The sequence below is a fragment of the Alteromonas sp. KS69 genome (genome assembly GCF_003989595.1).
Lineage (GTDB): Bacteria > Pseudomonadota > Gammaproteobacteria > Enterobacterales > Alteromonadaceae > Alteromonas > Alteromonas naphthalenivorans.
Genome location: NZ_PYHU01000010.1, coordinates 114314 through 128583 on the forward strand (window position 1 = coordinate 114314; position 14270 = coordinate 128583).

A 14270-nucleotide genomic window follows, 5' to 3' on the forward strand; every position below is an offset into this window, starting at 1 on the left:
GGGAATGCTGTTTAGCAATAGTGAGTCGGCAAGACTAGGTAATAAAATGGCTATTAATAAAATGCGAGTTTACAAAATAAGCGGATTTAAAAAACATCGGACACAATCGATTTCACGACATGTAGCCATTTTGTTGCTCATGTTTTTGAATGTACAGTCAGCGTTTGGTGTTTCAGCAAATATATCAGGTAAAAGTGCTCTTAAGGCGCAAACGTCTGATACAGCAATAACGACGGCAATTGCCAAAGATTTACATTATCCGAAAGCACTTTTGCAATTGCCCGATAGCAGCTGGCTAGTGGCAGAACGAGACGGCACGATTGTCACTGTACCTTATACTGTTAATAGTTCTGGCAAACCTTCTTCGCCCCAACAAGCCGGCTCAGCACAAGCATCAGCTCGAAAAACCTTAGCTCAACAAAAATTACCCCTTCCACAGCTTTATCAAAAAGGGCAGGGCGGTCTGCTGCACATGGCGCTTTCTCCTGATTTTAGCACCTCGAGAATCATTCTTTTTTCGTACTCGAAGGGTACCGACGACGCTAATCGTTTGGCAGTGATGCGGGGTGTTTTGGCTGATGATGGGCAAATTAAAGCACTCACACCAGTAATGGAAATTAAAGACAGTAAAGCTACGCCTGTGCATTTTGGCGGTAAGCTTGTCGCCATGAAAGATGGTACTTGGTTGGTAACCACAGGCGATGGTTTCGATTACCGCGAGCAGGCCCAAGTATTAAGTTCACAGTTAGGGAAAGTGCTTCGTTTTACTTTAGAAGGAGAGCCTGTCTCAAATGTGCCTTTTAATAATGCACCGTTTGTTTATACCTTGGGGCACAGGAACCCACAAGGGTTAGTGAAATTGCAAAATGGTGATATTTACTTGCATGAGCACGGCCCTGATGGCGGTGATGAGTTAAACAAGCTTACGCCTGGAATGAACTATGGTTGGCCGGTGGTTACGCTAGGTAAAGATTATTCAGGGGCAACCATTTCCCCCTTTAATCATTACGAAGGCATGGTGAATCCGCTGGTGGATTGGACGCCATCTATAGCGCCATCGTCTATGGCGATATACAACCACAATACTTTTCCGGCACTCTCTAATCACTTGCTTGTTTCGGCCTTAAAAGCGAAGGCGCTTTATGCGGTTGACTTATCAAGCCAGTCTTTTCAATATCGAAAGGTATTTTCTTCGGTAAATCAAAGGGTTCGTGATGTTGCGGTAGGAAACGATGGCGGCGTTTATGTGCTGACTGATGGGGAAAGAGCCGAGCTGATACAGTTACTCCCCCCTAACCCTTTTATCGCTGAAACAAACTTAGATTAGTTACAGAGAATTCAATAACTAGAAAATATTGTAAAATTACTACATTATTGTTTATTATTTCATCTGGTTCGACCATAAATACGAGAAATACCTAAGATAAGTCGTACTTTGTATAGCTCGCTTTTCATATTGCCCAAAGAAGCAGTATAAAAGTAGTTTAACGCTAACTGTTTATTCTAACTCAATGATAATTAGTAACTATTTTTTGTTTTAGTCAATTGGCTTTTAACTGACAAGTAAGAAAATTGTAAATACGCCGAAGTTAATAAAAAGTGTAAATAGGGCTTTGCGCCATTCTGCGGTTTTCTAATGATTACCTGACGCTTAAAAATCAGTTAAAATAACCACTATAATTTCATGCGTATAGCTAAGACCGACGTATAATTAAACCCTGCGTATAAAAATACCTACGTATAACCAAGACCGAGAGAATTATATGAGTTTGTATTCAGATTACATGGCCGAAATCGAGACCCGTAAAGCGGAGCTTGGTTTACACCCTAAGCCTATCGACAGTGCCGATTTACTGTCAGAAATTATTGCTCAAATTAAAGATACGAATAACGAGCACCGTGAAGACTCTCTTAACTTCTTCATCTACAACACACTGCCAGGTACAACAAGTGCTGCAGGTGTTAAAGCTGCATTCCTTAAAGAAATCGTACTAGGTGAGTCAGTTGTTGCTGAAATTACACCTGAGTTTGCGTTAGAGCTGCTTTCACACATGAAAGGTGGTCCGTCTGTTGAAGTGCTTCTTGATTTGGCGCTTTCAGACAACGAAGCCGTCACTAAGGCTGCTGCTGAAGTAGTTAAAACACAGGTTTACTTATACGAAGCTGATACAGAACGTTTAGAAGCGTCTTACAACGCAGGTAATGTGATAGCAAAAGAGATCCTAGAGAGCTACGCAAAAGCAGAGTTCTTTACTAAACTGCCTGACGTTCCAGAAAAAATTGATGTAGTGACTTATATTGCTGCAGAAGGTGATATCTCTACTGATTTGCTTTCTCCTGGTAACCAAGCTCACTCTCGTGCAGATCGCGAGCTACACGGTCAGTGCATGATCACCCCTGAAGCACAGCAAGAAATTGTTGAGCTAGGTAAAAAGCACCCTAACGCTAAAGTAATGCTTATTGCTGAAAAAGGCACCATGGGCGTAGGTTCTTCGCGTATGTCAGGTGTGAATAACGTTGCACTTTGGGCCGGTGAGGCAGCAAGCCCTTACATTCCATTTGTGAACAAAGCGCCAGTAGTTGCAGGTACCAACGGTATCGCGCCTATCTTCTTAACGACCGTAGACGTTACCGGCGGTATTGGTTTAGACCTTAAAAACTGGGTTAAAAAGACGGATGCTAACGGTGATGTGGTTCGCGATGCTAACGGCGACCCAGTGTTAGAAGAAGCATATTCTGTTGCTACAGGCACCGTGCTTACCATCGACACTAAAGCGAAGAAACTGTTTAACGGCTCAGAAGAACTTGCTGATATATCAAGCGCTTTCACTCCGCAAAAAATGGAGTTTATGAAAGCCGGTGGTTCTTACGCGGTAACGTTTGGTAAGCAGTTACAAACTTTTGCTGCAAAAGTGTTAGGTACAGACGTACCTGAAGTTTATGCACGTTCGAAAGAAGTATCTGTAGCGAACCAAGGTCTAACAGCTGTTGAAAAAATCTTTAACCGCAATGCGGTAGGCGTTAAGTCTGAGACTCCGCTTCACGCTGGCTCAGACGTTCGCGTTAAAGTAAACATTGTAGGCTCACAAGATACAACCGGCCCGATGACATGCCAAGAGCTAGAGTCGATGGCAGCATCAACTATTTCTCCGCTTGTAGACGGTGCATACCAGTCGGGCTGTCACACAGCGTCGGTATGGGATAAGAAAGCCCAAGCTAATATTCCTAAGCTTATGTCTTTCATGAATAACTTTGGCGTAATCACGGCACGTGACCCTAAAGGGGTTTACCATGCAATGACTGACGTTATTCACAAAGTATTGAACGATATTACCGTTGACGATCGCGCTATTATCATTGGTGGTGACTCACATACACGTATGTCTAAAGGCGTCGCGTTCGGAGCTGACTCGGGTACGGTAGCGGTAGCGCTTGCGACAGGTGAAGCGGCGATGCCAATTCCAGAGTCGGTTAAAGTGACCTTTAAAGGCCACATGAAGAGCCACATGGACTTCCGTGACGTTGTTCATGCTACTCAAGCTCAAATGCTGAAGCAATTTGGCGGTGAGAATGTGTTCCAAGGTCGTGTTATTGAAGTGCAAATCGGTACTTTGCTTGCTGACCAAGCGTTTACCTTTACCGACTGGACAGCAGAAATGAAGGCGAAAGCCTCAATCTGTATTTCTAACGACGAGACTATGATCAAGTCGCTAGAAGTGGCGAAGAGCCGCATTCAGATAATGATCGATAAGGGCATGGAAAACGATGCCAGCATGCTTCAAGGTTTGATTGACCTTGCTGATAAGCGTATTGCTGAAATCGAGTCTGGCGAAGAGCCAGCGCTTGCACCAGATGACAGCGCAAAATACTACGCAGAAGTGGTTGTTGATTTAGACCAAATCGACGAGCCAATGATTGCTGACCCAGACGTAAATAACGATGACGTTTCCAAGCGTTATACCCATGACGTTATTCGCCCAGTTTCTTTCTACGACGGCAAAACTGTTGATTTAGCCTTTGTTGGTTCTTGTATGGTTCACAAAGGTGACATGCAGATTATCGCTCAAATGCTTCGTAATTTAGAAAAGCAAAATGGCAGCGTGTCGTTTAACGTACCACTTGTTGTTGCACCACCAACATACAACATTGTTGATGAACTAAAAGCGGAAGGCGATTGGGACATTCTTACTAAGTACGCAGGTTTCGAGTTTAACGACGACAAGCCAAAAGAATCTGCGCGTACCAAGTACGACAACATCATGTACCTAGAGCGTCCAGGATGTAACCTTTGTATGGGTAACCAAGAAAAGGCAGAACCTGGTGATACGGTAATTGCTACCTCTACGCGCTTATTCCAAGGTCGTGTTGTTGCCGACTCTAACGAGAAGAAAGGTGAGTCACTTCTTGGTTCAACACCATTAGTCGTGCTATCTGCTGTGCTAGGTCGCTTCCCAACAATGGAAGAGTACAAAGCTGCGGTTGAGGGTATTAACCTTACTGACTTCGCGCCGCCAGCAGAAGACATGAGCGTTAAAGCTAAGTTCGAGCCAAGCGTTGCTGTTAAAACAGTAGGCTAAAACGCTATTTAACCTTACGCTAAATAGCAACTAGCATATAAAGCCTCAACCTCGGTTGGGGCTTTTTTATATCTCTATTCCCACCTGTATTTCCGCCTGTATTCCGCCTGTATTCCGCCTGTATTCAAAGCCTTCATGTAAACCCACCTTAAGCCCAGTTTACACATAAGTTGATAAGCGTAAGCTTTTTGTTTTTTAACAAGAATGCCAAAATGAATATTAAATATGTTATCTCGATACTACTACTTGCGATAAGCCAGCCTACAGTTTCATTTGCCACACCCGTTGCGACACCCGTTACCACCCCCGTCACTTACCTAACGTCTGACACAACTGAACCGATGTCTGACTTTGCTAAGCCAATTTCTGATGCTGCTAAGCCGATGGCTAATGTCGCCAAGCCAGTGTTTAGCCCCATTAAACCCGTGACAGAGCAGGGTGTAATGCCTATCCAATTGGCAGCGACCTACAATAAGAGTGACTACATCAATATTGCTGAGTATTTGGTTAGCGAAAAGTTAGATGGCGTGCGTGCCCGCTGGACGGGTACGCAGCTTCTTACCCGCAACGGTAATAAAATTCACGCACCTGAGTGGTTTACCAAGAACTGGCCTGATGTAGCCCTTGATGGAGAGCTATGGACTCAGCGAAGCAGTTTTGAAGCTATCGCTTCTATTGTGCTTAGTCATACGCCTGATGAACGCTGGAGGACGGTGAAGATGATGCTGTTTGATATGCCCGTCAGTCATGTCCCGTTTGCCACACGCTTGTCTACGATGGAGGCACTGGTAAAGCAAGCAAATAGCAATAGTTTAACTACTATCCCCCAGTTTACGTTGGATTCTCAGCGGCTTCTTGAAGCGAAAATAGATGAGGTCACTGCGAAGGGCGGTGAAGGCCTAATGCTACATCACAAAGCTGCTTTTTATCAGGACGGACGCAGTAATCAATTATTAAAAGCGAAACGGTTCAACGATGCTGAAGCCAAAGTGGTTGGCTATGTAAAAGGTAAAGGAAAGTTCGCCGGCATGATGGGCTCGCTTATTGTCGAGACGCCCGAAGGGGTACAATTTAAAGTCGGCACGGGGTTTAGTATGAAACAGCGCCGATATCCGCCACCAATGAACAGTTGGATCACCTTCAAATACTTTGGCGTTACAAAGAAGGGGATCCCCCGATTTGCAAGCTTTAGGCATGTACGCCCAGACAAAGACCTTCCCGATTTATAAGATGTTATCTCCCAATGGTGTTCAAACCGAGCTTGTGTTCCACGATTATCGCCTCCATTTCAATGATGACAGGGAATAATCCTAGGAAGCAATAACACCCAATAAATATGATTGTTTTTAAGGTTTAATTTTAGAGTTTTTAATAGCTTTAATCGTTCAATATTAAGCGCGCTGAATGGCGACTATAAGCGAATAAAAAGCCTCAAAAATTTAATTTAGGCAGGTTAATCGTTATACTTATGAAGTATTTTTAATCAGACCTTGCGTCAAGACCGTACAAGACCGTTATTCCCATTGCGCAAGCTAAACCAAGAGGAAGACATCGTGTTACAAGACTATCGCAAACACGTAGAAGAACGTGCTGTTGAAGGGATCCCTCCAAAGCCGCTAAATGCTGAACAGGTAGCAGGCTTGGTTGAGTTAATTAAAAATCCACCAGAAGGCGAAGCAGACAATCTACTAGAATTGTTGTCTGAACGTGTTCCACCTGGCGTAGATGAGGCCGCTTACGTTAAAGCCGGTTTCCTAAGTGCTATCGTTAAAGGCGAGGACAGCTGCTCGTTAATTTCAAAAGAAAAGGCCATTGAGCTTCTAGGCAACATGCATGGTGGCTACAACATCGTGACATTAGTTGAGCTTCTCGACGATGAGGGCCTAGCGCCACTAGCGGCTAAAGAACTTAAGCACACGCTGCTTATGTTTGACGCCTACCATGATGTTGAAGAAAAACACAAAGCCGGAAATGAATTTGCCACTGACATTATTAAGTCGTGGGCAGAAGGTGAGTGGTTTACCTCGCGTAAATTAATGGACGATAAAATCACTTACTCTGTATTTAAAGTAACCGGTGAAACCAATACCGACGACTTGTCTCCCGCCCCAGATGCGTGGTCGCGCCCAGACATTCCTCTTCACGCCTTAGCCGCTTATAAGATGACCCGTGATGGCTTAGAGCCAGAAGAGCATGGTGTTAAAGGCCCAATGAAGCAAATCGAAGATGTAAAAAACCAAGGTTATCCCGTTGCCTTTGTAGGAGATGTGGTAGGAACCGGCTCTTCACGTAAATCGGCCACCAACTCAGTGCTGTGGTTCTTTGGTGAAGATTTACCTGGCGTGCCAAATAAGCGCGGCGGCGGTGTATGTATTGGCAGCAAAGTAGCACCCATTTTCTTCAATACTATGGAAGACGCTGGGGCCTTGGTTTTTGAAGCTGATGTAGAAAAAATGAATATGGGCGATGTTATCGACATCTACCCGTTTGAAGGCAAAATTACCAACCATGAAACAGGTGAAGTGTTAGCTGAGTACGAATACAAATCTAAAGTCATTTTAGATGAAGTACGCGCTGGTGGTCGAATCAACCTTATTATTGGCCGCGCGCTCACTGAAAAAGCACGAGAAACATTAGGTTTAGGCGCAACAGATTTGTTCCGCACGCCAGAACAACCTGCCGATACCGGTAAGGGCTACACTCTTGCCCAGAAGATGGTAGGTAAAGCATGTGGCGTAGAAGGCATTCGCCCCGGCACCTATTGCGAACCTAAGATGACCACCGTTGGTTCGCAAGATACTACAGGCCCTATGACGCGAGATGAGCTAAAAGACTTAGCCTGTCTTGGTTTCACTGCCGACTTAACCATGCAGTCGTTTTGTCATACCGCGGCATACCCTAAGCCTGTTGATATTGAAACTCAGCATACCTTGCCAGACTTCATGATGAACCGAGGCGGAGTATCCCTTCGCCCCGGCGACGGCATTATTCACAGCTGGTTAAACCGCATGTTGTTGCCAGACACAGTAGGTACCGGTGGCGATTCACACACCCGTTTCCCATTGGGCATTTCATTCCCAGCAGGGTCTGGCTTAGTGGCTTTTGCTGCAGCAACCGGTGTGATGCCCCTTGATATGCCTGAATCCATTCTGGTTCGTTTTAAAGGCGAAATGCAGCCGGGCATTACCCTGCGTGATTTAGTACACGCCATTCCGTTATACGGTATTAAGCAAGGCTTACTTACCGTAGAGAAGAAAGGCAAAATTAATGCGTTCTCTGGTCGCGTACTTGAAATTGAAGGGCTGGAACACCTAACGGTAGAGCAAGCATTTGAATTATCTGATGCATCGGCAGAGCGTTCTGCGGCGGGCTGCAGTATTAACCTTTCAGAAGAGTCTATTGCTGAATACCTGAACTCAAACATCACTATGCTTCGTTGGATGATTAACGAAGGTTACGGTGACCCACGTACGCTTGAACGCCGTGCTCAGAAGATGGAAGAGTGGTTGGCCAACCCTGAACTTATGCGCGCCGATGCAGATGCTGAGTACAAAGAAATTATCGAGATAGACCTTAGCGATATTAAGGAGCCTATCGTTTGTTGCCCTAACGATCCTGATGATGCGAAAACCTTATCAGAAGTAGCTGGTGAGAACGTAGATGAGGTCTTTATTGGTTCATGTATGACAAACATTGGTCACTTTAGAGCGGCCGGTAAGTTACTTGAGCAGTTCAATAAAACCCTACCTACCCGTTTGTGGATGTCGCCACCCACGAAAATGGATAAGGCTCAGTTGATGGAAGAAGGCTACTACAACATTTATGGGCGAGTGGGCGTGCGTACAGAAATGCCCGGGTGTTCATTGTGTATGGGTAACCAAGCACGTGTAAATGCAGGTGCTACGGTGCTGTCTACCTCTACCAGAAACTTCCCTAACCGTTTAGGTGACGGGGCGAATGTGTACCTTACGTCGGCTGAATTAGCGGCGGTAGGTGCTATCGTTGGCCGTATTCCCACGGCAGAAGAATACATGGAATATGCGAGCAAAATTAACTCCATGTCGTCTGAAGTATTCCGTTACTTAAACTTCGATAAAATGCCAAGTTTCAAGAAGGCAGAGGAAGAGGCAAAGGCCAATATCATTCCAACGTTGAATGTTGCCTGATTTAGTGTATAAACTACAAAGCCGGGCGCCGTAAGTGTCCGGCTTTTTTTATGGGTAAAAGGAATGTCTAATGGCTAAAACTACTGTCATCGCAATCGCGCTTTTTGTGCTTCTAGGGTATGGCGCTTTAAATGCCAGCGCGCAAATGGAACCTAGCGTAAAGTTTGATCAAGTTACTTTAACGATTGATGGAAAACTTTACCAAATGGAATACGCGCATTCTTTTGAACAACGTGCTCAAGGGTTAATGTTCAGAGAATCACTGTGTGATGACTGTGGAATGTTTTTTAAGTTTGCATCGCCGCGATACGCCAGTATGTGGATGAAGAATACAAATGTTGCTTTAGATGTCGCCTATATCGACAGAAATGGCGTAATTACAGATATAAAACCTCTAGAGCCTCACGACCTAACGTCAGTGCAGGCAACTAAAGAGGTACTCTACGCGCTAGAAATGAACCAAGGGTGGTTCGCTTCACATGACATTCGTGTGGGTGACCAGATAAAAATTAATCGTTAAACCGGTGCGAATAATTAATTCGCCGGTCGGTATCGAGCAGTATGCTCGGTAAAAGAAATTCGGAGTAAAATCGTGGCAAATGCTTTAACCATCGCCAAGTTCGGCGGAACCAGTGTTGCGAACTATGAAGTGATGCAAAACTGTGCGCGAATTGTTGCCTCAAACAGTGCGACCCGTATCGTGGTAGTCAGCGCATCAGCAGGGGTGACAAACCACCTGGTGAATTTAGCGCACAGCCCACTTACCCAAGAGCAAATAGAATCTACTTGCCAGTCTATTGTTGATATTGAACTTGCCATTCTCAACAAGCTTGCAGATAAGAGCTCGGTTGAAAGCAAACTAAATGATTTGCTAGATGAAATGAAATCGCTAGCGTTCCACGAAGAGATTTTACATAGAAACGATTTGAAAGATCAGTTGCTTTCTATGGGGGAGCGCATGTCGTCATTGATGTTCAGTGCAGTCTTAGCCGAACAAAAAGTAGCCGAACAAAATGTGACTACCATGAACTTCGATGTACGCAAAGTCTTGCGCACCGACAGTGAATTTGGTGAAGCAGTGCCGCAGATAGACACTATTGAAGCTTTGGCAAAGCAGTTGCTGGCCCCTGAAATTGAAAATGCTATTGTGGTTACACAAGGGTTTGTGGGAGCCGATGATGAAGGGCGAACTACGACCTTAGGTCGTGGTGGTTCTGATTTTACTGCCGCGCTTCTAGCAGAAGCATTAGACGCTGACGCCTGTGAAATATGGACAGACGTGATTGGGGTTTATACTACTGATCCACGTATTACTGCTGCTGCTCGCCCATTACCAGAACTTAGCTTTGAAGAAGCGGCTGAAATGGCGACATTTGGTGCTAAGGTACTGCATCCTGCCACCATGGAACCAGCCCTTCGTAAAAACATTAAAGTGTTTGTAGGTTCAAGTAAAGAGCCAGAAAAAGGCGGTACTTGGATTGTTCGCGATTGTGTTGAAGAACCACCTTATCGTGCCATTACTCGCCGTAAAGACCAAGTTATGGTAACAGTGAAAACACCCAAGATGATGTATGCACAGGGCTTCCTACAGCAGGTTTTTGCCATCATCGCTAAGCACAAGCTAAGTGTGGATTTGGTGACTACGTCGGAAATCTCGGTGTCGTTTACCTTAGACAACCCGGCCAATTCAGTGGCGCAGCGCTTAAATAAAGAAACCATTGCAGAACTTGAAACTATCTGTGATGTGAAAGTAGAGAATGGTTACGACTTAGTCACTGTGGTAGGTAACCATATGCAAACTGCCATTGGTGTGTCTAGCAAGATTTTTGCTGCGGTGTCTGACTTTAACTTACGCATGATCTGCTTTGGAGCAAATCCGCACAACCTGTCATTCTTAGTGAATGAAACTGACAGCGATAAAATAGTGAAGGACTTACATAAAGCGCTTTTTGAATAGCGTGTAATGTGTTTTTCACAGACAAAAAAGGGAAGGTGTTAACCTTCCCTTTGTCATTTAACGCTAAGTATTTAAGTCTATCCAATCCAATTAAACCAAATACGCAGTGAGATTCTATACCTTAAACTGACGGATAGATTGCTGTAGTTCTTCAGCAAGCCTTGCCACTTCGTGGCTAGAGTCAGAAGTTTGCTGAGCTCCTGAAGTGGTTTCTTCAGCAATATTAACGATAGTTTCAAGCTTCTCGCTAATTTCTTGTGATACCGTATTTTGTTCACGTGCCGATTGTTCAATTTGAGAACTTACGTCGTGGGCTTTGTGTACCGCTTCAGAGATGATATCAAGCGCTTGAGTTGCTTTTTCCGTTTGCTCTACACAGGCTACGGTTTGCTCTTTACCTTGATTCATTACTGATACCGCGCGTTCAGCACCCGCTTGAAGTACCTCAATCATCGCGTTAATTTCTTGCGTAGACTGTTGCGTTCGGCTCGCTAGTGTACGTACTTCATCAGCAACTACCGCAAAGCCTCTACCTTGCTCACCCGCACGGGCAGCTTCAATGGCGGCATTCAAGGCAAGTAGGTTAGTTTGGTCGGCCACGCCGCGTATAACATCAAGAATACCCCCGATGCTAGCGCTGTCTTGGTGAAGCTTGTTGATAACATCGGCAGCGTCTTGAACGTCTTTGGCGAGAATTTCGATAATACGTTTATTCTCAAGTGAGATTTGACGTACATTTTCAGCTTCGGCATCAGCATGGCGAATTTGGCTCAGCGTATCTTCAGCGTTTTGCACTACTAATTGTGAGGTAGAGTGCATCTCTGTAGTGGCGGTTGCCACTTGGCCAATTTGCGACTTCTGATCTTGAATCGAATGCGTGGTTTGCGCAGTAACGGCAGAGGTTTGTTCTGATGCCGCGGCAAGTTGCTCCGCACGGGTATTAATTCCTGAAATCAGCTCTTTGAGGTTGCCAATTAGGGTATTACAGTTTTTAGCTAACAGACCAAATTCATCTTGAGCAGAATCGTCAAGGCGATGTGTTAAGTCTCCAGATGATGCTACGGTAAGCAACTCGTTCACGCGATAAAGAGGACGGGTAATAGCTCTTACCGTCACGTAACCAATCGCAGCGGCTATCAAAATTGAAAATATTACCACCGCTATAATGATGATATTGCCTGTAGTAATAGCACTATTCACCTGGTCTTCGACGTCTTTTGCTTTGGCGTCTGCAAGCGCTAGTAATTGTTCAAGTTCAACAATACCATTTGCAATGTTCTTATCTGATGCATTAAGTGCCGCCTCAGAATCGTTTCTGCGTTCCAGCCTCTCTACATGCAACGCCATTACGCCGTCACTGGCTGTAATCGCATTAAGGGCATCGTTTACTAATTCATTAATATCGCTAAGCGTACCAGACTGGTCTCGCTGTCCAGCGGCTTGGCTCATATCGCTAAGTAAAGTAGCAACCTTATCTACCACTAAGTCAACTTCGTTACCTAGGGTTTGAGAGCGCACGATAGTTTCGGTTTTTACGTATTCATAAGAAACGGTAAGTAAAGAAAGCAATGAGGTTTCTAGTTGGCTACCAATATCTGCTGCGCGTCTAAGATTTGGATCACTTTGCACTGCGTCAAGGTCAGAAAAGTCTAGTAGGTAAGTAGACGCATCGTCAGCATTGTCTTCAGCATCACCTAAACGGTCGTCAATGGTGTTTCGAATATCCATGAACTTTTGGTGGTTCAGGTAAACCGCTTCAACATTCTTAATGTAATTATCATAGGAAGCTCGGACGCTGTTTAACTTACTCTGAAGTTCAGGTTCATTGGCAACCGCAGTCGCAAGCTTTTTATATTCAGTTTCGAACATGTCTCGGCTTCGATTGAACGCTGTACGCTTTTCCTGAAGGCCAGATAAATCTTCTTCAATATAGGCTTCGAATGTCAATCTACCCATGTTTAGGAAGTTTGCTTTTAAGGCGTTACTACCCGCTACTGTAGGAAGCGCAACGTCATTTACCTCTTCGGTTGCTGAACCAATGGAATTGAGGTTAAACAACGAAACAACGCTAATGACAATCAGTAGACAAGTAATTGCTACAAAACCGCCGACTACGCGAGTGGCTACTGTAATCTTCATTGAAACTCCTAGACTATTTTTTATTCTTTTGCGTGACGATACTACCCCGCACTACGTCCAAAATACACCTCAATGACCTAGAGGAAGGTATTAAAATGTATAACATGAACGGTAATGGGATTATAGACTAACGTATATAACCAACGTATCGGCAGGTAAGCCATTAAGTTAACAAGTAAAGCACAAGAAATTGCGATTTAGTAGTTTGCTGTATCAATTAAGTCATTTACGCATGTACTTTGATGAGTTTACCTGTATTGACGTCCAGCATGGTCATTTCTTGACCCCAAACATACCCAGTGTCTAGCGCGACAAAACGATCATCTTGCGTCTCGCTGTTAAGTGCAGCCCAATGACCGAAGAGTACCTGTTCTTGTGCCTTAAGATGGAGGTTATCTACCTTGAACCAAGGAACAACAGATTTCGAAGCCTGAGCAGGGTGGGTTTTCGTCTCAAACTCTAAGCTAGTATCTGCGTGTAGAAAGCGCATTCTGGTGCACGCGTTTACAATAAAGCGGGTTCGCGATTCACCTTCAAGTTTATTAGACCATTTAACCGGTGTGTTGCCATACATGTTTTTTAAAAAATCAGTGTAGTGCTTCGATTGTAATTTTTTACTGACTTCATCACTTAAGCTGACGAGTGTGTCTGTACTCCAGTGAGGGTAGAGACCGGCATGTACGATGGTGTGATTGTCATTGATTTTTTTCGCGAGGGGAAATCGGCGAAGCCAATCTAGTAGTGCTTTTAAATCGGGAGCATCAAGCAAGGGCTGTAGGTTGTCAGCTTTCTTAGGTTTACGAATTTTGTTCGCAACCGCAAGCAAGTGAAGATCATGGTTTCCTAGTACTGTTTCAAAACTGCTACCTAAGCTTTTTAGAAACCGTAAGGTGCTTAACGAGTCTTCGCCTCTGGCAACTAAGTCGCCGACGGCGAAGAGTTTATCTTTATCCGCAGAGAATTTGGCTTTTTCTAGCAGTCGCTGTAGCCCGCTATAACAACCTTGAATATCACCCACGACGAAGGTGTTGCGATAAGTCATAAATCTCAAAAATCAGTGAAGAATGTTGGGAACCGCTAAACGGAATACTTCAATTGGAACACGAAAACGTTCTCCGTTTTCACGCTCCATTTCGTAATAGCCTTGCATATTTCCTACCGGGGTATCGAGTACTGCACCACTGGTATAGTCAAAATCTTCGCCCGGTTTTAATATGGGCTGTTTACCCACAACACCTGAGCCACTCACCTCTGAGGTTTTACCATTAGCATCGGTAATTTGCCAGTAACGATTAATAAGTTGTACCGTTTCCTGGCTGTCATTCACAATGGTCACGTGATAAGCGAACGCAAATTGTGGCGAATCAGAAGGTAGGTGCTCGGGAAGGTGACGGGTTTTCACCCGTACCTTAATTTCAGACTCATTCATAA

Annotated in this window: 9 protein-coding genes; 6 read left to right on the plus strand and 3 right to left on the minus strand. The window is 44.6% G+C overall.

What is annotated here, in order from left to right:
• The first annotated feature begins 4 nt into the window (after positions 1–4).
• The 6 genes from C7Y69_RS08990 (at position 5) to lysC (ending at position 10700) form a co-directional block, all read left to right on the plus strand.
• Positions 5–1327, plus strand: coding sequence for a PQQ-dependent sugar dehydrogenase (locus C7Y69_RS08990; RefSeq protein ID WP_126872475.1), 1323 nt, complete (start codon positions 5–7; stop codon positions 1325–1327).
• Between the two features lie 436 nt (positions 1328–1763).
• The gene (locus C7Y69_RS08995; RefSeq protein WP_013785403.1) at positions 1764–4577 is read left to right on the plus strand and encodes a bifunctional aconitate hydratase 2/2-methylisocitrate dehydratase; all 2814 of its coding nucleotides are present in this window, start codon (positions 1764–1766) and stop codon (positions 4575–4577) included.
• 212 nt (positions 4578–4789) lie between these two features.
• The gene (locus C7Y69_RS09000) at positions 4790–5806 is read left to right on the plus strand and encodes a DNA ligase (RefSeq protein WP_126872476.1); all 1017 of its coding nucleotides are present in this window, start codon (positions 4790–4792) and stop codon (positions 5804–5806) included.
• A gap of 324 nt (positions 5807–6130) precedes the next feature.
• On the plus strand, positions 6131–8743 hold the full coding sequence (gene acnB / locus C7Y69_RS09005) for a bifunctional aconitate hydratase 2/2-methylisocitrate dehydratase (RefSeq protein ID WP_013785401.1): 2613 nt from the start codon (positions 6131–6133) through the stop codon (positions 8741–8743).
• 70 nt (positions 8744–8813) lie between these two features.
• Positions 8814–9263 carry a DUF192 domain-containing protein gene (locus C7Y69_RS09010; RefSeq protein WP_126872477.1) on the plus strand — a complete coding sequence of 150 codons (450 nt, stop codon included), beginning with the start codon at positions 8814–8816 and terminating at the stop codon, positions 9261–9263.
• A gap of 72 nt (positions 9264–9335) precedes the next feature.
• The gene (lysC, locus tag C7Y69_RS09015) at positions 9336–10700 is read left to right on the plus strand and encodes a lysine-sensitive aspartokinase 3 (RefSeq protein ID WP_013785399.1); all 1365 of its coding nucleotides are present in this window, start codon (positions 9336–9338) and stop codon (positions 10698–10700) included.
• Between the two features lie 114 nt (positions 10701–10814).
• Here lysC and C7Y69_RS09020 read toward each other — a convergent pair whose 3' ends face one another.
• The 3 genes from C7Y69_RS09020 to apaG form a co-directional block, all read right to left on the minus strand.
• A complete protein-coding gene (locus C7Y69_RS09020) occupies positions 10815–12839 on the minus strand; it encodes a methyl-accepting chemotaxis protein (protein WP_126872478.1) in 2025 nt (674 codons plus the stop codon).
• Positions 12840–13065: 226 nt separating this feature from the next.
• Complete coding sequence (locus C7Y69_RS09025) at positions 13066–13881, minus strand: symmetrical bis(5'-nucleosyl)-tetraphosphatase (protein ID WP_126872479.1); 816 nt, start codon at positions 13879–13881, stop codon at positions 13066–13068.
• Positions 13882–13893: 12 nt separating this feature from the next.
• Positions 13894–14268, minus strand: coding sequence for a Co2+/Mg2+ efflux protein ApaG (apaG, locus tag C7Y69_RS09030; RefSeq protein WP_013785396.1), 375 nt, complete (start codon positions 14266–14268; stop codon positions 13894–13896).
• Positions 14269–14270: the final 2 nt, after the last annotated feature.